This is a genomic window from Actinomyces sp. 2119, assembly GCF_003591215.1.
GTDB classification, from domain to species: Bacteria; Actinomycetota; Actinomycetes; order Actinomycetales; family Actinomycetaceae; genus Actinomyces; species Actinomyces lilanjuaniae.
Window position 1 is genome coordinate 386,542 of record NZ_QYRR01000003.1, and the last position, 21,184, is coordinate 407,725.

The window sequence follows — 21,184 nt, forward strand, 5'->3', positions numbered from 1 at the left end:
ATGGCGGGCAGAGGTGGCACAGCAGGTGCGGCCCCCTTCGTCCGTGCCCCCCGGGTGCTCCAGCCCCCGCCGGTGGTCGCGCTGGACGCCACCGGGCGTTCCATCGTCCACATGGCCGCCTCCCTCCTCCTGGACTACCCGCAGGAGGGGGCGCTCAGCCAGCGCCTGGACGCCGTGGAGGCTGCCCTGGCGAGCAGCCCGGAGGCGGTGCCCCAGGCCGTGGCCGCCCCCCTGAGGCGCTTCGTGGACACTGCCCGCCGCCACGGCGAGCGCACCATGGCAGAGCACTACGTAGAGACCTTTGACCGCCGTCGCCGCTGCTGCCTGTACCTGACCTACTACGCGGTGGGCGACACCCGTCACCGGGGCGCGGCCATCCTGGCCTTCAAGCAGGCGCTGGCAGCCACGGGCTACGAGATGGCCGGTACGTCGGGTGAGGAGCTGCCCGACTACCTGCCCGTGGTCCTGGAGCTCAGCGCCCGCAGCAACGACGAGGTGGCCCAGGTCCTCCTGTCCGCCCACCGCGAGGGCATTGAGGTGCTGCGCTCGGCCCTGACGGACATCGGCTCCCCCTACGCCGACCTGGTGGAGGCGGTGTCCATGACGCTGCCTCCCGTTGACGAGGCCACCGCCGCCCGGGTGCAGGCCCTGGTCGCGGCCGGGCCGCCCACGGAGACCGTCGGTGTCACGGATATGCTCCCCTTCCCCACCCTGCCGGTGTCCTACCCCGCCGCCGAGGCCGACACCGGACCCCACTCCCCGCGTACACGATCACCCCGCCAGGAGGTCCTGACATGAGCCCGGTCGAGCAGAACCTCGTGTGGGTGGCGCTGCCCTACGCCTGCCTGGTCCTCCTGGTGGCGGGCATGGTCTGGCGCTGGCGGACCGACCAGTTCGGGTGGACCTCACGGTCCTCCCAGTGGAACGAGTCGCGGATACTGCGCCTAGCCTCCCCCGTCTTCCACCTGGGCTTCCTCATGATCATCGGCGGCCACCTGGTGGGCCTCATGGTGCCCAGCTCCTGGACCGAGGCGGTGGGGGTGAGCCAGCACGTCTACCACCTGGGCGCCACCTACCTGGGCACCTTAGCGGCGGTACTGACGATCCTGGGGCTCGTGGGCCTCATCTACCGCCGGGTAGTGGTCAGGTCCGTACGTCTGGCCACCACCCGCAACGACGTCGTCATGTACTGCTTCCTCACCGTCCCGGTGCTCCTGGGCACCTTCGCCACAGTAACCAACCAGCTCCTGGACGCCCACGGCTACAACTACCGGGAGACAATCAGCCCCTGGCTGCGCTCGGTGCTGGTCTTCCAGCCCCAGCCGGCTCTCATGGCAGAGGTCCCCCTGTCCTTCAAGCTCCACGTGGTGGCTGGCCTCCTGCTGCTGGCAATCTGGCCCTTCACCCGCCTGGTCCACGCGGTGTCAGCACCCGTGGGCTACACGACCCGCCCCTACGTGGTCTACCGCTCCCGTGAGGCTACCGCCACGCCCTCCCAGCGCCGGGGCTGGGCACTGGTGCGCACTCAGGGCACGGGCAACCAGGGGGCCAACGACATCGCCCCCTCCCAGGGTGCCTGAGGTCTCCATGAGCCCAGCCTCCCAACCCGTCCACGCTACCGTGCGCGCCACGGCCCGCACCGCCCGCCCAGCGGCTGTGGCAGCCACGATCCGGCTGGCCGCCGCCTACCTCGCCACTGTCTTGCTGGCCGCCTGTGCAGGACCCGCCGAGGGACCCCAGGCAGCCACGGACACGGCTACCCAGACAGGATCCTCCGCGACCGCCGCCTCCGCAGAGCTGACCGTCCTGGCTGCCGCCTCCCTCCAGGAGGCCTTCGAGGAGATCGGAGCCGCGGTGGAGGAGGACAACCCGGGCCTGACTCTCACCTTCGACTTCCAGGGCTCCCAGGACCTGGTAGCCTCCCTGGCCCAAGGCGCTCCCGCCGACGTCCTGGCCACCGCCAGCACCACCACCATGGAGGACGCCGTCTCCCAGTCCCTGGTGGGTGAGCCCACCGAGTTCGCCACCAATGTGCTTGCCCTCATCGTCCCGGAGGGCAACCCGGCGGACGTCACCGGCCTGGACTCCTCCCTGGATGGGGCTGACCTGGTGGTCTGCGCCCCCGAGGTCCCCTGCGGGGAGGCCACCGTCAGGCTGGCCGAGGCCCTGGGCGTGACCCTGGACCCGGTCTCGCAGGAGCAGAAGGTCACCGACGTGCGCGGCAAGGTGGAGAGCGGTGAGGCCGAGGCGGGCATCGTCTACGCCACCGACGCCGCCGCGGCCGTCGGCGTGGAGCGCCTCGACGTCCCCGACAACGGGGTCGTCAACCACTACCCCGTCGCCACCACCTCACAGACCTCCAACCCGCAGGCCGCCCAGGTCTTCATCGACGCCGTCACGGGAGAGGAGGGACAAGCCGTCCTGGCTGACTACGGGTTCGGGGCACCCGGGAACAGCAGCCCTGAGGAGCCAGCCGGGTCCGGGGAGTCCGACGCCCCCGGAGCCTCCGCCAGCCCCGGGGACACTTCCAGCACCACTGCCAGCACCGAGGCCTCCCCGCCCGCTGGCACCTCCCAGGCCGCCCCGGGGACAGCCCCACCCGCTTCCTCCGAGTCCTCACCAGCCGGGCAGTAGTGAGCCCTCTCCTCCAGCGGGCACAAGCGGCTCCCGACCACCGACCAGGCACCGGCCCCCGTCGCCTCCTCCCCCGGCGCCCCCGCACGGGTCGCACCCCCCTGCCTACCATCGTCGTGCTCCTGGCGCTGGCAGGCGCCTGCGCCCTCACCCTGCCCCTGCTGGGCCTAGGCAGCCGGGTCAGCTGGGGCCAGCTGCCGCACCTGCTCGCCTCCGACAGCGCCCGTAGCGCCCTGCTGCTGTCCCTGCGCACCTGCCTGGCCTCCACCGCGGCCTGCGTGGTGCTGGGAGTGCCTCTGGCCCTGGTGCTGGCCCGGCAGTGGCCGGGGGTGCGCCTGGCCCGGGTGCTGGCGGTCCTACCCATGACCATGCCGCCGGTGGTAGCCGGGATCGCCCTGCTGTCTACCCTGGGACGGCGTGGCCTGCTGGGCGCGCGGCTGGAGGCCTGGGGGGTGGGTGTCGCCTTCTCCACGACGGCGGTGGTCATCGCCCAGGTGTTCGTCTCCCTGCCCTACCTGGTGGTAACCCTGGAGGCGGCGCTGCGCACCCGCGACACCCGGCCGGAGACGGTGGCACGCACCCTGGGGGCCGGGCCCTGGCAGGTCCTGCTGAGCATCACCCTGCCCCTGGTGGCACCGGCGCTGGCCCGGGGCACCGCGCTGGCCCTGGGGCGCAGCCTGGGCGAGTTCGGGGCAACCCTCGCCTTCGCCGGGTCCCGGGAGGGGGTCACACGCACCATGCCCCTGGCCATCTACCTGGCCCGGGAGAGCGACACCCCCACGGCCCTGGCCCTGGCGGTGCTCCTCATCGCCGTGTCCTTCGCGGTGGTGGGCGCGACCACCCTGCGCTGGGACCGCCTGCTCGCAGCCGCCTGCCCAGGCGCAGGAGCCCGGGCAACCCGCACCTGGCCACCCCCAGGCGCTGAGAGGCCTGACCCGTGCGACGCCCCCATCAGTACCAGCACCGCCACCTCTGACGCCACCCGCAGCACCCCTGACAGCAACGGCACCTGTCCCGCCGCCACCCGCAGCACCACCGTCGGCCCCGGTCCCGGCTCCGGCGTCTCAACCAGCCGCGGGGAGGACCTGGAGGTGGTCTTCTCCTCCCCTGAGCGCGACGTCGTCGTCAACCTGCTCGCGCCCGCCGGGAGAGTCACGGCACTCCTGGGTCCCAACGGCTCAGGTAAGTCCACGGTGTGCGCCGTGGCCGCCGGGCTGCTGGACGCCACGGCCGGAAGAGTGTCCCTGGGCGGCAGGATCCTGGACGGGCCCGAGGACTTCGTGGCTGCGGGGCGCCGGGAGGTAGCGCTGCTCGGCCAGGCGCCGACGCTGTTCCCCCACATGTGCGTGCTGGACAACGTGGCCTTCGGCCCCCGCTGCCGGGGGCTGCCGCGCGGCGAGGCTCGCAGCCTAGCCCGCTCCGAGCTCGCCGCCGTCGGTGCGGCCCACCTGGCCGACCGCCCGTGCGGGACTCTCTCCGGCGGGCAGGCGGCCCGGGTGGCCCTGGCCCGTGCACTGGCCATCCGGCCGCGGGTCCTCATCCTGGACGAGCCGACAGCCTCCCTGGACGTATCCGCCCGCCAGGAGCTGCGCCACCTGGTGTCCCGACGCGCGCGGGAGGAGGGCCTGACTGTGCTCCTGGTGACCCACGACGTCGTGGACGTCGCAGCGCTGGCCGACACTGTCGTCGTCCTGGAGCAGGGGCGGGTGGTTGAGACAGGTGAGACGGACCATGTGCTGTCGTGTCCTGGTTCCGACTTCACCGCGCGCCTGACCGGCACGGCAGTGCTGACCGGGACCCTGGCGGGGTCGCCGCAGGCCCCGGCGGTGGAGCTGAGTGCTGGTCCAGCCACACATCCAGCCACGGTACCGGACAGCGAGCCGACTTCTCGTACAGGTGCCGTCCATGCTGCTGCCACAGCAGAGTGGACCGCTGAGCAGAGGTCCGAGCAGGGGTCTGGACAGTGGCCCGGACACGGCCCTCGCACCATCGTCCACGGACGACCCGAGGAGGCGATCGAGGGCTTCCAGCCGGGCCTACCGGGTACGGCCCTCGTACCGCCCGACGCGGTCGCCCTCTACCGCAACGCCCCCCAGGGCAGCCCTCGTAACGTGCTGGCCGGGACGGTGAGGAGCCTGGAGCGTGTCGGCGCCCTGGTGGAGGTGCAGGTCGAGGTCGCTGCGGGCCAGCGGCTGAGAGCCACCGTGACAGCAGGGGCCGTGACCGACCTAGGAATCGAGGCCGACCAGGAGCTGTGGGCGGTGGTCAAGGCGGTCGAGGTGCGTATCGTGCCCCGCCGGGCTCCCGCCGCCGAGCTTCCGCAGGTCCCGCGCACTGTCGGGACACAGCCCTCAAGGCCCTCACGACCTTCGCCCTCCTCGGACCGAGAGCAGACATGAGGAGCAGACAACCATGACCCCTAGTCCCGACCGGCTGTCCGTACCGGCTCGCCCGCCTGACTCCACCACCCCACCGCTGCGGCCCCCGGTGGTCGGCGACGACCGGCTGGCACCGCTGAGCCGCGACGAGCTGGTCCGTTACCACCGCAACGCCCTGGTCCCCGAGGTCGGGGTGGCAGGCCAGCAGCGCATCCGGGCCGCGAGGATCCTCCTGGTAGGAGCCGGGGGCCTGGGCTCGCCCGCGGCCCTCTACCTGGCTGCGGCTGGGACCGGGCACCTGGGGGTGGTGGACGACGACAAGGTCGACGTGAGCAACCTCCAGCGCCAGGTCATCCACACCACCGCCGGTGTGGGCCGTCTCAAGGTGGACTCGGCAGCCGAGGCTCTCTGCGCGCTCAACCCTGATGTGGAGGTCCGCACCTACCGGGAGCGGGTCACCGCCTCCAACGCCGTGGAGGTGCTGCGCGGGTGGGACGTGGTCATCGACGGCACGGACAGCTTTGCCGCCCGCTACGTGCTCAACGACGCCGCCGCCATGCTCGGGCTGCCTCTGGTGCACGGGGCGGTGCTGCGCTCCCACGGGCAGGTCGGGGTCTTTGACTCCCGCCACGGCCCCTGCTACCGCTGCCTGCACCCGGCTCCCCCGCTACCGGGCTCGGTACCCTCCTGCGCCGAGGCCGGCGTCCTGGGCGTGCTGCCGGGGATCATCGGGGCTATGCAGGCCGCCGAGGCCCTCAAGCTCGTCGTCGGCGGGGCCCGGCCGCTGATCGGGCGGCTCCTGGTGGTGGACACCTGGGGCGGGCAGATCCGGGAGGTGCCGGTGTCGCGGAACCCGCAGTGCCCCACCTGCGGGGACAGCTCCTCGGCACCGGCCGCTACCTCCCCCACGTCCGCGCCTACCGCCTGCTCTGCACAGCCCAGGCTAGCTAGCCCGGCGGGTGGCCAGCCCGAGCCAGCCTGCCCCGCACCTGGTACCCCGCCCGCCGCGCCGTCCACGGCAGCCCACGCAGCCATAGGTAGGAGGCCGCCCACGCCCTCTGCCGGGCCTGCACCCCGGCCTGTGCCCACGGTGACGCCCGAGTGGCTGGAGGAGCACCGTGGCCAGGGAGAGACCGTGACCGTCCTGGACGTGCGTGAGGAGGTGGAGACGGTCATGGAGCCCCTTCCGGGCGCTCCCCTGCCGGGCGCCCGGCACATCCCCCTGAATGAGGTGGTTGAGCACATGGACGAGCTTGACATCGAACGGCTTACGGTGGTGGTGTGCGCTGCCGGAACCCGCTCTGCCAGGGCGGTCGAGATGCTGCGGGCCGCTGGCTTCACGGGCAGGCTGGCCAGCCTGGAAGGCGGTGCGCGCGCCTGGAGGGAGCGTAGGAGGCACTAGGGATAGGGATAAGGATCGCGTAAACCCGCCTCAGGCACCGGAAACGTCATAGGACAACACGGTGCCGTGTTGTCCTATGACGTTTCCGGTGCCTGAGTCCATGAGAAGGAAGCCGTGTAGGAGGTAGCGTGCTAGGTGCCCAGTACGGGCGGCGGTACTAGTGCACCCAGGGTGGGGCCCGGACACGCGGGGCCGGGAGGCCCTGTCAGAGCCTTTCTCCGGCATCCGCGCGGGTCTATGGTGGAGGAGCAGCAGGGACCAGCCGTCAAGAAAGGAGTCCTTGTGACCACCACACAGCAGCCTCTTCCCACCACCATGCGTGGTGTGGTCATGCACGGCACCCGCGACGTGCGGGTGGAGGACCGTGAGGTCCCCCGCGTCGTGGAACCCACCGATGCCGTCATCAGGCTGGAGGCAGCCTGCATCTGCGGCTCCGACCTGTGGCCCTACCGCGGCGTGGACGAGGTCACCGAGCCCCGGCCCATGGGGCACGAGTACGTGGGCACCGTCGTCGAGACCGGCTCAGCCGTCAGCAGCGTCAAGGTCGGCGACTTCGTCGTGGGCTCCTTCTGCCTGAGCGACAACACCTGCGAGATCTGTGCCGACGGCTTCCAGTCTCGTTGCGCCAACGGTGGCTTCATGGGCGACACCCAGGCCCAGTACACCCGTGTGCCCCTGGCCGACGGGACGCTGGTGACCGTGCCCGGGGGCAGGCCCCAGGACGAGGACGTCATCGCCTCCCTTCTAGCCGCCTCCGACGTCCTGGGAACCGGGTGGTTCGGAGCCGTGGCCGCCAACGCTGGGCCGGGCCGCACCATCGCCGTGGTCGGCGACGGTGCCGTGGGCCTGAGCGCGGTCCTGGCCGCCAAGGCCCTGGGCGCGGAGAAGATCATCGCTTTCTCCCGCCACGAGGACCGCGCCGAGCTGGCTCGTGAGTTCGGCGCCGACGTCGTCATCGCCGAGCGCGGCGAGGAAGGGGCCACCAAGGTCAAGGAGCTCACCGGCGGCTACGGTGCCCACGGCGTGGTCGAGGCTGTGGGGACCCAGGAGTCCATGATGCAGGCGATCGCCTCCACGCGTCCCGGCGGGCACGTCGGCTACGTGGGCGTGGCCCACGGCGTGGCACTGCCCGGCGAGCAGCTGTTCTTCGCCGAGGTCAGCCTGCTAGGCGGGCCAGCCCCGGTACGCCGCTTCCTGCCCGACCTCATCGACCGCATCCTGTCTGGCGAGATCAACCCGGGCAAGGTCTTCACCATGCGCATCCCCCTGGAGGAGGCCGCCGAGGGGTACCGGGCCATGGACGAGCGCCGCGCTATCAAGGTACTCCTGCGGCCCTGAGCCTGGGCGTCGGCAACAGCCACAACCGCGACCGTGCCCCCGGCGGCGTCTGAGGACGCACGCCGGGGGCACGCCTCTGCCCTGCACGCAGACCGCTCGTGGGGCACTCAGGCCAACCCCTCCTGATACCGGACGTAGCCGTGGTCGGACAGCCACCGCTCAAAGCGCGAGCCGACAATCCTGGCACCGCTGAGGCCCCCGTCCGGCGCCAGCCACTCCTCGCTGAGGCTGCCGGTCGCGGGGTCGTAGCGCACGACGACGTCGCAGGGCACGCGCCCCACGTTCTCCAACGCCCGGCGCACCACCCCCAGGTCGTGCTGGTCGGCCACGTCCCAGGAGGCTTCCATGAGGTCCTGGAAGCCAGCCATCTCTCCGGAGCCCTCCACCCCACTGCTGCGGTGAGCGTAGGCCTCGCTGTGGTTCATGACCCAGTAGTCATCACAGATAAAGCGCGTCGTAGCATTGTGGGTGCCGCGTCCCATATGCACGTAGGTGACGGCCTCGCAGCAGGTGGCCCCGTCCAGGAATCTCCGCCACCAGCCGGACCACGCCTCCAGGTAGTCCGACCAGAGGGTGTCAGCCACACGGCACCTGTCCTCCAGACTCCAGTTGCGCTTCTGGTACTCGCTGTCCGCGGGATCCAGAAGGGGCCCATAGTCCCACTGCGACTCACGGTACCCCAGCCGGAAGAGGACCAGGCTGCTCACCCGGTTGGGCAGCATTCCCGCCGACCTGAGCCTGGAGGCCAGGAGAAGGCTGGTAGTCCCGTTGACCTCCTGCAGGAAGCGCGTGATGTCCTCCCTGCCCCGGCCCCGGCAGGCCCGGACCTCCTCCGGGTCCTGCCAGCCCTCCCCGCCGCGGAAGGCCACCGTAGTACGCGCCGAGCCGTCGCCGTCCACCTCCGTGACAACGCTGAGCGCGTCGTAGCCGTGCCACGGTCCGAGAAAAGTGTCTGCCGCGTCGACCACGTGGTCAAGGTGGCGGGCGTAGACGCCCTCGACCCCCGGATCCACAACACCTGCGACGCGGTCACCAAGCGTCTCCGAACGCGGTGTGCTGCACATTGCTGCTCCTGTTCCGGTGGACCGGTCCGGCCACCTCACCATGACGTTACTGTGCCGTAATATAGTGCGTCCCGCCGAATTCCTCCTACTGAGACACCGCACTTCCCACGACCTGTCGCACAGCCGGGCAGGCGCGGACACAGGAGCGCCCTGACAAGGCAGGGAACCCGTCTCGTCAGGGCGCTGGGCACCACTGCCACGACGACCCTCAGCCGAAGGTGTCCAGCGTCGGGAGCCGGTCCGCCACGAGTGTGGCGGCGTACTCCTCGGCCCGCTGAGCCAGGGCTGCGTCGCTGATCTCCAGCGCCCCCACCGTCAGGAACGGAACCGCGTACCTGGTGCCGATGACCCGCGCCGAGCCCTGGAAGGGGCGCAGAAGCTCGTGAAGCGTGTAGGAGTGGGCCGCCTCGCGCCCGTAGGCGCTGCCACCGGGGCTGACGGCAAGCAGGAGCTCCTTTCCGTGCAGAGCCGTCCCCTCCTCCCCGTAGGCCCAGCCGTAGGTGAGGACGTCGTCCTCCCACTGCTTGAGCAGCGCGGGGCTGGAGAACCAGTACATGGGAAACTGCAGGACAATGCGGTCGGCGTCCTGCAGCGCAGCCTGCTCAGCGGCGACGTCGATCTTGAAGTCCGGGTAGAGGTCGTAGACGTAGCGCACCGTCACGTTCTCCCCGGCGGACTCCGCCCTGTCGGCCAGGGCCTTGTTGACCCGCGAGCTCTCCATGTGGGGGTGGAAGACAAGAACTAGGGTTTTCACAGGGTTCTCCGTTCCTCGGGTCTGCTGGGTCTGCTGGGTGGAGTAGCCGTGGGAGGACGCCCCCGAGTGGGTGGTCGCGGCGGACGCGCCCGCCGTCACCTGCCCGAGCGCGCGCAACCCCTCGATGAGGACCTCCACCTGGTCCTGGAGAGCGCCGCCCTCCAGCCAGGAGTCCTCCGGACGCAGAGGGACGTCCGTGTCGCCCCCGCCGCCCGGCGAGGAGGAGTCGCGCACCTCCGTGCCGAAGGAGGCGCCAGGCTGGCCGAAGCGCTCGTCCCACATCCTGGTGGCGACGTCGACCCCGCGCAGCCCCTCCTGGGCTCCGGCGACGTCCTCCACCGGGGCACGCATCGCCGAGGCGCGCCGGTGCGCCGTCAGCACGGTGGCGACTAGGTAGTCCAGGCCAAGGTAGGCCTCGTGAGGACCCAGCCCCCCGGCCACCAGCGCCGCGTGGGACTTCTTTGCCACCGGGACAAACGGAAGGTAGGCCCAGGGCAGGTCGACAAGCGTGTGGTCCAGGCCCGGGTGCCGCTCCAAGACCGCCCACAGCGCGTCCGCCAGGTGGCGGAGGTAGTCAGGCCAGGCCAGGCCGGCCCGGGGCAGGCGCAGATCCGAGGTGACCCGCTCCAGGCAGGCGCTCACCAGGTCCTCCCGCGAGCTGACCGCGCGCCTGAGGTCACTTGGACGCACCCCGAGACGCCTGGCCACCTTTCCTAGGGTGAAGGTGTCGATCCCTATGTCCAGCGCGGCAGCGACGACATCGTCCCGCGTGAACCCGCCTACGGGCTCGCTGTTCCCCGCATGGTGTGTCATACGCATACAGTAACGATGGCGTAACACGAATGCCAAATCGAATCCCCGGGCTCCGCCTATCTCCTACGCGTCCAGCCACGCCCGACCAGGCACCAGCAGCAGACCCGATCTCGCACCCTCTTCTTCTACCGCCCGCTCTTACGCACACGTTATCGTGGACACGACACTTTCCGTGCCGCTGCACCACCCGACAGCCCCGTCTTAAACAACGAGCCAGACAACAATAGTTTGCGGGTATTCACAAATAGTGGAGGGCCTGCAAACAGCCCGCGCCGACGCCCGCGACATCACGCCACGAGCCGACGAGCACCAGCGAGGACCCTGGCGAGCGTCCGCTGAGCCGCTACCGTGGTGTCATGAGCGAGACCTCCGCCACCTCACGTCCCGCGTCCCCGGAGACCAGGCGCCGCTGGCGTGACGACCTGCGCCTGGCTCACACGATCACCGACCAGGTGGACCGGCTGACCCAGGCACGCTTCGATGCTCGTGATTTCACCGTCGAGACAAAACCCGACCTGACCCCGGTGACCGAGGCCGACCGCGAGGCGGAGCGCGCCATCCGCGAACGGCTGTCACGTGCCCGCGGGCGCGACTCGGTCCTGGGCGAGGAGATGCCGACCACGGGCAGTACCGGCAGTACGGCGCGCCAGTGGGTGGTGGACCCGATCGACGGGACCAAGAACTTTGTGCGCGGGGTACCGGTGTGGGCCACGCTGATCGCGCTGGTGGAGGAGGGACAGGTCGTCGTCGGACTGGTGTCGGCGCCGGCACTGGGCCGACGCTGGTGGGCCACGACGGACGGGGGCGCCTGGACCGGCCGGTCCCTGAGCTCGGCGCGCCGTCTCCAGGTCTCGCGGGTCGCCGAGCTCACGGACGCCTCCCTGTCCTACTCCTCCCTGTCCGGGTGGGCCGGCACCGGGCGCCTGCGTGGCATGCTGGCGCTTATCCAGTCCTGCTGGCGCAGCCGCGCCTACGGGGACTTCTGGTCCTACATGCTGCTGGCCGAGGGAGCAGTGGACCTGGCCGCCGAGCCGGAGCTGGAGCTCTACGACATGGCCGCCCTGGTCCCGATCGTCACCGAGGCCGGGGGCACCTTCACCTCGCTGGAGGGGCAGGCCGGCCCCTTCGGGGGCAGCGCCCTGGCCTCCAACACGCTTCTGCACCCGGCTGCCACGCAGTACCTGGGCACGCTGACCGACTGACGAGCTGACCGACGGCCTGCCGGCCAGCCGCCGACCACCTGCCTGTCGACTGGCCGGGGCCTGCTGACGGGGGACCGGCTGAGGTGGGATCCACATCCAGGAGGATAGGGCAGCTACGGCTCTCCCGGTAGCCTGCCTCTGCCATACAACCAACCCAACTGACCCAGGGAGTCCCCGTGAACTGGCTGCACGCCATCATCCTCGGCATCGTCGAGGGTGTCACCGAGTTCCTTCCGGTATCCTCCACCGGCCACCTCAATATTGTGGAGCGGCTTCTCGGATACGACATTGACTCGGTAGGAATGACCGCCTTCACGGCGGTCATCCAGATCGGCGCAATTATCGCCGCGATCATCTACTTCTGGGACGACATCGTGCGAATCGTGGCGGCCTGGCTGCAGGGCCTGAGGGACAGCAGCGCCCGCAGCAACCCCGACTACACGCTGGGATGGGGAATCATCCTGGGCACGCTTCCCGTTGCGGTGGCGGGCCTGGTCCTGCGGCCCTTTATCGAGGTCACGGCCCGCTCCCTGTGGATCATCGCCGGGGCACTCATCGTCTGGTCAGGCGTCATGTGGCTGGCGGACCGGCAGAGGAACCTCAGCAAGGGGATGCGGCAGGTGGGCATCCGAGACGCCCTGACCATCGGCGTCTTCCAGGCCCTGGCTCCCGTCTTCCCCGGTATCTCCCGCTCGGGCGCGACCATCTCGGCAGGCCTGCTGCTGGGCTTTGACCGGGTGACGGCTACGAGGCTGTCCTTCTTCATGGGGATACCTGCCCTGGTGGCCGCCGGGCTGCTGGAGGCGGTGACGGCAGCGGGCGAGATCGGCCACTCCAGCATCGGGTGGAGCGCCACCCTCATTGCCACGCTCGTGTCCGGCGTGGTGGCCTACGCCACTATCGCCTGGCTGCTGAAGTTCGTCTCCTCCAACAAGTTCACTTCCTTCATCATCTACCGCGTGGCCCTCGGGGCGGTCATCATGGTCCTGGTGGGCACCGGCGTCGTCGCCGCCTGACAGGCCTGACCCCACAGGCCTGTCCGCAGGACGCCTCGCACCAGGCCGCCTACGGGTCGAACCTGCCCCGGGGCGGCACGCCCCTCCTGCCCGGCCCCCGCGCGCTGCCCACTGGTGTCGGCACCCTGTGAGAGGGTGCCGTCATGCGGATCCTCCACACCTCGGACTGGCACCTGGGGCGCAGCTTCCACGGCCAGGTGCTTGACGACGACCACGCCGCCTTCATCGACCACCTGGTGACGCTGGCGCGAGAGGAGCTCGTGGACGCCGTGCTCGTGGCCGGGGACGTCTACGACCGCGCCCTGCCGCCCGCAGCCGCCGTCAGCCTCCTGGATGAGGCGCTGCGTCGCCTGACCGAGATCACCCGGGTCGTCCTCATACCCGGCAACCACGACTCGGCCCGTCGCCTGGGCTTCGCCGCCGACCTCATGACCGACCACCTCCTTATCCGTGCCCGTGCCACGGACGTGGGCCGCGGCGTCGTCCTGCCCGACGCGCAGGGCCACGAGGCGGCAGTGGTGCACGCCCTGCCCTACCTGGACCCCGACGCCGCCCGGCAGTCACTGCCGCCTGTGCTGGCTGAGCTCCTGGGCGAGCGCCCGGGCAGGCAGGACGCCCGTGGCCCCTCCCAGGAGCCGGGCCAGGCCAGTCCTGAGGAGGGAAGTGGTCGGGACACCGCAGCGGCTGCCGACGGCCCCCCGCTCCTGCCCCGCTCCCACGAGGCCGTCGTCAGCGCCGCGCTTCGCCTGGTCGCAGCCGACCTGGAGCGCACGCGTTCGGCCCGCTCGCGGCGTCTGCCCAGCCTGGTCATGGCCCACACCTTCGTCGTGGGCGGCCGGGCCAGCGAGTCCGAGCGGGACATCCGGGTGGGGGGCGTGGACGCAGTACCCGCGCAGGTCTTCACCACTGCAGGCGGCTCGCCGCTGGCCCAGGCCTGCGGCGGCATCGACTACGTGGCCCTGGGGCACCTGCACCGCCCCCAGGAGGTATCTCCCTCCCCCGGGGAGGCGGGGCCGGGACCGCGCCTGGTCTACCCCGGCTCCCCGCTGGCCCTGTCCTTTGAGGAGGCCGACGCCGCCAAGTCCTCGGTGCTGCTCGACGTCGGCCCGCGCGGTGTCACCGCCCTGGAGCGCGTCCCCGTCCCGGTCCGCCACCACGTCCGCACCGTGGAGGGCACGATGGACGAGCTCCTCTCCCCCGCCACCCAGGACGCCACCGGGACGGACTCGTGGGTGCGCGTCGTTCTGCGGGGGGAGCGCCCGCCCGGCGCCCTGGCGACCCTGCGGACCCGCTTCCCCGGGCTGCTGGCCTTCCACCACGAGGCTCCCGCACCCGGGCTGCGAGAGCAGGTGGGTGTCACCGCCGCCGCAGACCCTGTGGAGGTGGCCACCAGATTTCTCACCGACGTAGGCGGCCGCCCCCCGGACCCGGCCGAGCGCTCCGCCGTGTGGCACGCCTACGAGGCCGTCCTGGCCCAGCAGCGGAGCGGCTCGTGAGGATCCACCACCTGACCATGACCGGGATCGGACCCTACGCAGGTACCGAGACCATCGACTTTGACGCCTTCAGCGACTCGGGGCGCTTCCTGCTGACCGGTCCCACGGGCTCGGGCAAGTCCACTGTCATCGACGCCATCGTCTTCGCCCTCTACGGTGACGTGGCGGACACCTCCGACTCCTCCAGGCAGCGGATACGCTCCACCCTCCTGCCCCCGCAGGCGGGCAGCGCCGTCGAGCTCGTCATCTCCACCACCGCAGGCGTGTACCGCATACGTCGTACCCCCGGCTACGAGCGGCCCAAGAAGCGGGGGCAGGGCACCACCACCGAGCACGGGACAGTCAGGCTGTGGCGCCTCGCCCACCCACAGGGCCAGCCCGTGGAGGAGCCCGTGACCCGTGTCGGCGAGGCAGACGCGGAGATCAGGCGTGTCGTGGGACTGAGCCGGGAGCAGCTGACCCAGACCGTCGTCCTGCCGCAGGGAAAGTTCGCCCGATTCCTGCGTGCCGACTCCTCGCAGCGCCAGGAGCTTCTCCAGGACGTCTTCGGCACCGGCGTGTACGACTCCCTCCAGTCCCATCTGGCTGAGGCCTCCAGGGCGGGGACCAGGGCGGTGGAGGAGGCTGCCACCGCCCTGCGGGCCCAGGGCCGCACGCTAGCCCTGGGGCTGGAGCCACTCCTCAGTACCCCGCAGGCTCCGCAGCCGACACAGGGATCAGCAGACCAGGGATCAGCACAAGGGCCGGCGGAGGCGTCGACAGCCGGGACCTGCCCAGCCGCAGCCCCCACCACCGGGGAGGCTGCGCCCGAGCCTCCGGCAGCCCACGCAGCCTGGGCCGGTGCGCTGGCGGAGGAGCTGGAGGCCGCGCTCGCCGCGGCCGAGCCCGATCCTGAGGCACTGTGCCACGTGACCGCCAGGCTGCGCACGCTGTCCCTCCAGGTGGTCGACCTGGCCGCAAGCACGGCGCAGACGGCCCAGGAGGAGCTGCAGCAGGCCCAGCACAGGTACGAGGAGGCGCGCAGCCTCCACGAGCGTCTGGAGCGCCGCCGTGCCCTCCTGGCCGACCAGCAGGCCCTTGACGAGCGTGCCGACCAGGACGCGGAGGCTGCCAGGCATCTGGAGGACGCTGCCAGGGCTGACCGCGTCGTCGCGGTGCTGCGCTCGACCGAGGCCGCCCGAGCCAGGGCCTCCACCGCCGTCAGCGCCCTGGAGGAGGCGGGGGCGCAGCCCGGCACGGGTCAGGCCCCCAGCCCGGGCAAGGCCGTGGAGGCCGTGGAGGAGATACCGGCGGGGGCCGTGGAGGAGGCCGGAGGGGAGACGCTGGACGCCCTCCTGGAACCCGTGCGCCGCGAGGCACGACGTCGCCTCCGCGCGCTGAGCACCTCAGCCCCCGCAAGCACCGGCACCGGCCCGGAGGAGACCGCCCTGAGCACCCGGGCCGTGGACCGGCGTGCCCACCGGCTGCGCCAGGAGCACGGTCACCTGGAGGCGCTGGCCGCCCAGGAGGCCGACCTCACGGCACGCGAGCTGGACCTCCAGGAGCGCTGCCACGACCTTGCCCGCCAGGAGCGCGAGCTCACCGACCAGGCCAAGGCCCTGGCCGGTCACCCGGAGCAGCGCTCAGCCCTGGTCGAGGATCTTGAGGCCACCCGCGACGCCCGCAGCCGCCTCACTGAGCTGGAGCACCGCTACAGCCTGTGCCAGGAGCAGTACCAGGCGGTGAGCGACCTCCCTCGGCTGGAGGCCCGGCTGGACCACCACAACCAGGCCCTGGCCACGGCGAGCCAGGCGGCCCTGCAGGCCGCCGCCCGGGTCCAGGACACCCGGGTGCGGTGGATCGCCTCGGCTGCGGGGGCGCTGGCGGCCGAGCTCAGGCAGGACACCCCCTGCCCGGTCTGTGGCTCCCTGGACCACCCGGACCCCGCGCCAGGTGCTGACCAGGGCACCACGCGCGAGCAGGTCGAGGAGGCCGAGGCCTACCAGGACCAGGCGGACAGCAACCTGGTGGAGGCCCGTCAGCTGGTCAGGACCTGCCAGGACCGTCTGGAGGAGACCCGCCAGGCCACGGCGGGCCTGAGCCTGCAGGAGGCGCAGACCCGCCTGGAGGAGGCCCGCCAGGCCCTGGAGGAGGCCCGTGTCCTGGCAGGCCAGGCCCAGGTCGCCGCGTCGCGCCTGGCCGACTTCGACGCCGCCAGCCAGCGCCTGCGCAGCGAGCACGACCGTGCGCGCACCGCCCTGACCGCCTCACGCAGCAGGCTGGAGGCCGACCGCAGCCAGCTGGAGCAGGACAGGAGCTCCTACGAGCAGGCCCGCGGCTCCTGGCCGAGCGTGGCGGCCAGGGCCGCAGCCGTTCTGGCGCAGGCCGAGGCCGCGGAGACCGCCTCCCTGACGGTCAGGCAGGCGCAGGCCGCGCTGGAGACAGCCGCGCAGGCTGGTGAGGAGCTGGTGGAGGCCCTGGAGGAGGAGGGCTTTACCACCACCCAGGAGGTCCGGCTGGCCCTCCTGGACCCCGGTGCCCGCCAGGCCCTGGCCACCAGGGTGCGTGACGCTCACGCGCAGCGGGAGCGTGTGAGGGCGGGGCTGGCTGACCCGCAGGTCGCCACCCTCACCGGTGCCGAGGAGGCCGACCCGCAGGAGGCCGGTCGGCTCCTCCGGCTCGCGCAGGCCCGCCACCAGGAGGCTGCAGACCACCACGCCAGGAGGCAGGAGGCCCGCGCCCACCTGGAGCGCGGCTGCCAGGGGGTGGAGTCCGCGGCCCGCGCCTACCAGGAGGCGCTGCGCCATCACGCCCCCCTGCGCCAGGTCGCCAGGCTGGCCAGGGGGGACAACCCCCAGGCAACCCCGCTGGCCACCTGGGTGCTCCAGACCCGCTTCGAGGAAGTCCTCGTCTTCGCTAACGAGCGGCTGGCACAGATGTCCTCCGGCCGCTACGAGCTGGTCCGGGTCGCGGAGGAGACCGGCTCGCGCTCCCGCCGCAGGGGGCTGGGGCTGGCTGTCACCGACCACCTGGCGGGCGAGCACCGTCGCGACCCTCGGACTCTGTCGGGCGGGGAGACGTTCTACGTCTCCCTGGCCCTGGCGCTGGCACTGGCCGACGTCGTCGCCGCAGAGTCAGGGGGTACCACCCTGGACACGCTGTTCATCGACGAGGGCTTCGGCAGCCTGGACCCGGAGACGCTCCAGGCTGTCATGGCCCAGGTGGAGCGTCTGCGCGCCGGGGGCAGGACCGTGGGCATCGTCTCCCATGTCGAGGAGCTGCGCCACCAGGTCGCCGACCAGGTTCAGGTGCGCCGCTCGCCCTCCGGCGGGTCCACGCTGAGAGTCGTGCGGTGAGGTCGGTGAGGCAGCCCGCCAGGTGGCACCTACGCGCTCAGGCACCGAGGTCGTCAGCCAGGTGGTCGCGCTCGGTGACGTCGTACCACAGGAGGTCCGCCTGCGCGGCGCGCTCAAAGGCCTCCTCGTCACCGTGTCGAGCGGCCCGCACGTCAGCCTGCGCCTGGGCGTCGTCGACAAAGATCGCGGCCACGTCCTGCCAGTCGACCGCGACCGTGACCTCCACCGTCCCCGGGAGCACGTCCTGGCCGGGGTCCAGCTCGCGCACAGTATCGTCGGCGGCGTCGGCGGCAATGACCACGCGCCGGTCTGCGTGGCGGGCCGCACCGGGCTGGGCCAGCAGGAGCAGGGAGGCGTCCGCCGCGCACAGGGAGGCTGCGACCTCCAGGCCCTCCTGGTCCTCCTCCGGCAGTGCCCGGGCCAGGGTGGGGGTGGCGGCGTGGGCCAGGCGGGGGCTGAGAGACTCGGCCCGCAGGTCCGTCGCGGTGGCGGGAAGGAAGACACGCATGCCCCTAGTGTGCCTGAGGGGGTACCGGGCCGGGAACGGTACCGTCAGCGGCGGTGGCGTCCTCGACGACGCTCCAGGGAGGCCTGCGCATCCCTGACCAGCTGCCCGCCGGGTGGCCCTGAGGACCCGGAGAGGTCCTCGGCCACCGGCAGCGTCCCGGGCGGCTCAGGCGGGGGCGGAGGCGGCGGTCCCGGCTGGAGGGGTGGTGGCGGCGGCTCAGGCGGGTGTGGTGGCCCAAGAGGGCTTGTCGGCTCCGGCGGGCTTGTCGGATCAGGAGGAGGTGCCTCCCACTGGCTCACCATCGCTGCGGGTCGTCGTCGTGCCCGCGCTCGTGGCTCCTGGCGGGTCCTCTGCCACCCCGGCACCTGCCCCTGCCGGGCTCGCAGCGCTGCCCACAGCCTGCGCGGCCCCCGGCCCTGCGACTGCCCCCGCGCACGAGCGGCTGCGCCCGCACGCGGGTCTACCCGGTCCACCAAATCGGCTAACGCCCGTCCCAGGGCACTGGTGGGGGCGGCGTCCAGGACGCTGCGCCCCTCAAGCAACGCCCTGTCAGCAGCGGCCGCGTCCTCAGGGAGCAGCACGACCCGGCTCACGCCCCCGTAGCGCTCCACAGCCTCACGAACAGCCCGGTGAGGAGCGGGTCCGGCGGCGGAGGCCCGGACCCGGTTGACCACGACCTCCGTCCTGGTCCCCGTGGTGGTGACGGTGTCCAGGTCGGCCAGGAGCTGGACGAGCCGCCTGACCCCGACCGGGTCGGCCGCCCCCACGACGACCACGACGTCGGCCGCCGACACAAGGTCGCAGGCGACCGCCGAGCGCCCCGGCTCGAAGGTGAAGCCGTCGGTCTCGTCCTCAAGGGGACCGCCGGACACGTCTACCACGGTCCAGGCGGCGGCCCGGCGGCACTGGAGCCACACCTCGGTCATGGAGGCCGCAGGCAGCTCACGCCACCGCCCGGCACGACCCAGCCCGGCCAGAAGGTGGAGGTTGGTGCCCGCCGACGCCAGGAACCTGCTGAAGGACTCTGCGTCCAGCCTGCCGTGGGTGGCCAGGCGGGCAGCACCTGCCAGCGCCGAGGAGTCGTCTGGCATGCCCAGGAGCTGGACCAGGCAGGGGGCCTCCACGTCGGCGTCGGCAAGGACTGCTCCTCCGGCGCTGGCCAGCCCGTGCGCCAGGGAGGCCGCCACCGTGGAGCGCCCGGGGGCGCCGTGGGTCCCCCATACGACAGCGAGCCTGCCCAGGGCCTCACCGGGAGGCACCCCCTCACCGCCCGACCCCGCCGCGGGCGCCTGCGGTGACCAGGGGACCTCCTCCGGGACGCCCGACGCGGCTCCAGGTCCTCCCGGGGCGGGTGCGGGCGAGTGCAGCCCCGGTGGCAGGGACGAGAGCCGGGAGCCGGGGGTGGACGAGGAACCCGCGACGAGAGGCGCTCCAGCCCCCTGCACCGCCTCGCCCGCCTGTGCAGGCCAGTGGTCCTGGAGCTGACCAGCCTGGCCAGGCTGCTCAGCTCGGCCAGGCTGCTCGGGCTGCCCGGCACGTGAGCGGGCCAGGTCCTGGAGCAGGCCACGCACCTGTGTAGCGGGGGCGTCACGGCGCTCCACGAGCCAGCCCACGCTGCGCCAGCGCTCCTGCTCACCCGGCTCGACCAGCAGGAGGCCGCTCAGGCCTGCCCGGCCCAGCCTGTCGAGGACGGTGCGGTCGATCTCCTCGAAGCCGGTGTCCAGGACGACGAGGGAGGCCAGCCCTGCCATGCCCGCCGACAGCAGCTCGGGCAGGTCGGCGCAGCGGCGCACCACGCTCAGCCCGCTGCCCGCCTGGTCCAGCGCCCGCACGATCTCAGCGTCCTCACCACTGAGGGCCAGGAGGACGCCGGCGCGCGGCGTGCTCACCGCACCGGCTCCTGGCCCGCTGGAACCAGGGCCAGTGACCTGCCCTGGCCCACCGAGGTCAGTACCGAGGCCAGCACAGAGTCGGGAACGGCCACCTCCACGCTGGTACCGGGCAGCCCGACCATGGCTGCCGAGGCCTCGGTGACCTCGACGACCACCAGGCCTGTGGCGACCTCCTCTGCCTGGGCCGACTGCTCCTCCTGGGACTCCTGGGAGGCGGACTGCCCCCGGGTGTCGTCCGGCAGGAGCCACAGATCCACCTCGTCGCCGGGTCCCGTGCCCGTGGTCAGGGGCGTGGCCACCTCCAGGACCACCCGACGCAGCTCCAGGTCCTCACTGGAGCCCACGGCCTGGCGTGGCAGCAGCTCGCCGCGGCTGAGGGAGCGCGTGGCCACCGCGCCCTGGGGCAGGTCACCGACCTCGACGTAGGCCTGGGTCCCCGGGTGGGCCGCCACGGTGGTGAGCACCCCCTCCACCTCCAGGTCGGTACCCGGAGGCACGTCCTGGCTGAGGACGTATACCTGCGTGGTGTCTGCCGCCGCGTCAACCGCCCAGGCTCCCAGGGCGACAGCGGCACCGATGAGGGCGATGCCGCCGGAGAGCCGCGGGTCCTTCCAGGCAGGACGGCGCCAGGGGCTGTCGGGGGCGCGGCGCTGGGTGCCCGCGCGGTGGGGTACATGGTGGGACTGAGGGCGGGGCGGCGTCATGGCATCCTCCTTGGTCGCGTAAGATCATCCTCGACACACGCCAATAAAGCAAGGTTATCCACAGAACTATTCGATGATGGCGTCCTGGGCGCGAGAGTGAGATCATCACTTCATGAGCGCACGCTTCCTCACCATCGCCGACGTCGCCGAGCAGCTCCAGCTCTCCGCCCAGGGAGTGCGCGCCCTCATCCGCTCCGGCGACCTGCCCGCCATCCAGGTAGGAGCGCGCAGGCTGTGGCGGATCGAGGACCAGGCCCTGGAGGACTACATCCAGCGCCAGCTGGCCTCCACCCGCGCCATGGTCGCCGCAGGGACACTCAGCGAGGACGAGGACGCGGACCAGAGGGCCTGACCACCTCCTGCTCCCGACTCCCACTCCTGAATCCCACCCTGACCGCCCGGGCGCGGAACCTGCACCTGGCGCGCCCAGTGCCAGGCGCCCACGCACCTGGCCCCCAGCACCCGCCGGAACCACCCACCACCTTCGCCGCCCAGGCCGCCCGGCACGGGTCAGCACCACCCCAGGCACGGTGCACACGCAGTACTCGCCGGACGCTGTAGTCGTCGAACGCTGTAGTCGCCGGACGCTGGCACCAGGCAGCACTCGCCAATATTTCGACAGCAATCGTCGACCGCCTGGGACCCATC

At 71.9% G+C, this 21,184-nt stretch carries 16 protein-coding genes; 11 read left to right on the forward strand and 5 right to left on the reverse strand.

What is annotated here, in order from left to right; translation table 11 throughout:
• From narJ to D4740_RS05380, 6 genes are all read left to right on the forward strand, one after another.
• Complete coding sequence (gene narJ / locus D4740_RS05355) at positions 1-798, forward strand: nitrate reductase molybdenum cofactor assembly chaperone (RefSeq protein ID WP_119835890.1); 798 nt, start codon at positions 1-3, stop codon at positions 796-798.
• Entirely contained in the window at positions 795-1,580 is a 786-nt protein-coding gene (gene narI / locus D4740_RS05360) for a respiratory nitrate reductase subunit gamma (RefSeq protein WP_119835891.1), read from the forward strand. The genes narJ and narI overlap by 4 nt, the downstream gene beginning before the upstream one ends.
• 7 nt (positions 1,581-1,587) lie before the next feature.
• Entirely contained in the window at positions 1,588-2,634 is a 1,047-nt protein-coding gene (gene modA, locus D4740_RS05365) for a molybdate ABC transporter substrate-binding protein (protein WP_119835952.1), read from the forward strand.
• Positions 2,634-5,033, forward strand: coding sequence for an ABC transporter permease (locus tag D4740_RS05370; RefSeq protein ID WP_119835892.1), 2,400 nt, complete (start codon positions 2,634-2,636; stop codon positions 5,031-5,033). Before modA ends, D4740_RS05370 begins: the two co-directional genes overlap by 1 nt.
• A gap of 13 nt (positions 5,034-5,046) precedes the next feature.
• Entirely contained in the window at positions 5,047-6,414 is a 1,368-nt protein-coding gene (gene moeB, locus D4740_RS05375; RefSeq protein ID WP_119835893.1) for a molybdopterin-synthase adenylyltransferase MoeB, read from the forward strand.
• A 315-nt stretch (positions 6,415-6,729) separates the two neighbouring features.
• Positions 6,730-7,752, forward strand: a complete 1,023-nt coding sequence (locus D4740_RS05380) for a zinc-dependent alcohol dehydrogenase family protein (protein WP_119835953.1) — start codon at positions 6,730-6,732, stop codon at positions 7,750-7,752.
• Between the two features lie 107 nt (positions 7,753-7,859).
• On the opposite strand, the gene D4740_RS05385 is transcribed toward D4740_RS05380, so the two are convergent.
• A complete protein-coding gene (locus D4740_RS05385) occupies positions 7,860-8,816 on the reverse strand; it encodes a hypothetical protein (RefSeq protein WP_119835894.1) in 957 nt (318 codons plus the stop codon).
• A gap of 208 nt (positions 8,817-9,024) precedes the next feature.
• Positions 9,025-10,383: an NAD(P)H-dependent oxidoreductase gene (locus tag D4740_RS13435; protein ID WP_310732070.1), complete on the reverse strand. Its 1,359-nt coding sequence runs from the start codon at positions 10,381-10,383 to the stop codon at positions 9,025-9,027.
• Positions 10,384-10,739: 356 nt separating this feature from the next.
• Here D4740_RS13435 and D4740_RS05395 point away from each other — a divergent pair, with 356 nt between their 5' ends.
• The 4 genes from D4740_RS05395 to D4740_RS13440 all read left to right on the forward strand — a co-directional run bounded on the left by D4740_RS05395 (position 10,740) and on the right by D4740_RS13440 (position 17,432).
• Positions 10,740-11,585, forward strand: a complete 846-nt coding sequence (locus D4740_RS05395; RefSeq protein ID WP_119835895.1) for an inositol monophosphatase family protein — start codon at positions 10,740-10,742, stop codon at positions 11,583-11,585.
• A 176-nt stretch (positions 11,586-11,761) separates the two neighbouring features.
• Entirely contained in the window at positions 11,762-12,601 is an 840-nt protein-coding gene (locus tag D4740_RS05400; protein WP_119835896.1) for an undecaprenyl-diphosphate phosphatase, read from the forward strand.
• A 143-nt stretch (positions 12,602-12,744) separates the two neighbouring features.
• Positions 12,745-14,097, forward strand: a complete 1,353-nt coding sequence (locus D4740_RS05405; protein WP_119835897.1) for an exonuclease subunit SbcD — start codon at positions 12,745-12,747, stop codon at positions 14,095-14,097.
• Entirely contained in the window at positions 14,094-17,432 is a 3,339-nt protein-coding gene (locus D4740_RS13440) for an AAA family ATPase (RefSeq protein WP_119835898.1), read from the forward strand. The genes D4740_RS05405 and D4740_RS13440 overlap by 4 nt, the downstream gene beginning before the upstream one ends.
• Positions 17,433-17,469: 37 nt before the next feature.
• Here D4740_RS13440 and D4740_RS05415 read toward each other — a convergent pair whose 3' ends face one another.
• The 3 genes from D4740_RS05415 to D4740_RS05425 are packed head-to-tail and all read right to left on the reverse strand — an operon-like array spanning position 17,470 to position 20,536.
• Positions 17,470-17,940: a DUF6912 family protein gene (locus D4740_RS05415; protein ID WP_119835899.1), complete on the reverse strand. Its 471-nt coding sequence runs from the start codon at positions 17,938-17,940 to the stop codon at positions 17,470-17,472.
• Positions 17,941-17,984: 44 nt separating this feature from the next.
• Positions 17,985-19,829: a hypothetical protein gene (locus D4740_RS05420; protein ID WP_220475015.1), complete on the reverse strand. Its 1,845-nt coding sequence runs from the start codon at positions 19,827-19,829 to the stop codon at positions 17,985-17,987.
• Positions 19,826-20,536, reverse strand: a complete 711-nt coding sequence (locus D4740_RS05425; RefSeq protein ID WP_259390670.1) for a hypothetical protein — start codon at positions 20,534-20,536, stop codon at positions 19,826-19,828. The genes D4740_RS05420 and D4740_RS05425 overlap by 4 nt, the downstream gene beginning before the upstream one ends.
• A gap of 112 nt (positions 20,537-20,648) precedes the next feature.
• On the opposite strand from D4740_RS05425, the gene D4740_RS05430 reads away from it, so the two are divergent.
• Positions 20,649-20,888 (forward strand): helix-turn-helix domain-containing protein, encoded by a 240-nt coding sequence (locus tag D4740_RS05430; RefSeq protein ID WP_119835900.1) that lies wholly within the window; start codon positions 20,649-20,651, stop codon positions 20,886-20,888.
• Positions 20,889-21,184: the final 296 nt, after the last annotated feature.

Excerpts from the sequence above, each read along its gene's own strand:
- D4740_RS05395 (WP_119835895.1), top strand. The coding sequence starts at position 10,740 with ATGAGCGAGACCTCCGCCACCTCACGTCCCGCGTCCCCGGAGACCAGG.
- D4740_RS13435 (WP_310732070.1), bottom strand. The coding sequence starts at position 10,383 with ATGACACACCATGCGGGGAACAGCGAGCCCGTAGGCGGGTTCACGCGG.
- moeB (WP_119835893.1), top strand. The coding sequence starts at position 5,047 with ATGACCCCTAGTCCCGACCGGCTGTCCGTACCGGCTCGCCCGCCTGAC.
- D4740_RS05385 (WP_119835894.1), bottom strand. The coding sequence starts at position 8,816 with ATGTGCAGCACACCGCGTTCGGAGACGCTTGGTGACCGCGTCGCAGGT.
- D4740_RS05405 (WP_119835897.1), top strand. The coding sequence starts at position 12,745 with ATGCGGATCCTCCACACCTCGGACTGGCACCTGGGGCGCAGCTTCCAC.
- D4740_RS05425 (WP_259390670.1), bottom strand. The coding sequence starts at position 20,536 with ATGACGCCGCCCCGCCCTCAGTCCCACCATGTACCCCACCGCGCGGGC.
- D4740_RS05380 (WP_119835953.1), top strand. The coding sequence starts at position 6,730 with ATGCGTGGTGTGGTCATGCACGGCACCCGCGACGTGCGGGTGGAGGAC.
- modA (WP_119835952.1), top strand. The coding sequence starts at position 1,588 with ATGAGCCCAGCCTCCCAACCCGTCCACGCTACCGTGCGCGCCACGGCC.
- narI (WP_119835891.1), top strand. The coding sequence starts at position 795 with ATGAGCCCGGTCGAGCAGAACCTCGTGTGGGTGGCGCTGCCCTACGCC.
- narJ (WP_119835890.1), top strand. The coding sequence starts at position 1 with ATGGCGGGCAGAGGTGGCACAGCAGGTGCGGCCCCCTTCGTCCGTGCC.
- D4740_RS05415 (WP_119835899.1), bottom strand. The coding sequence starts at position 17,940 with ATGCGTGTCTTCCTTCCCGCCACCGCGACGGACCTGCGGGCCGAGTCT.
- D4740_RS05430 (WP_119835900.1), top strand. The coding sequence starts at position 20,649 with ATGAGCGCACGCTTCCTCACCATCGCCGACGTCGCCGAGCAGCTCCAG.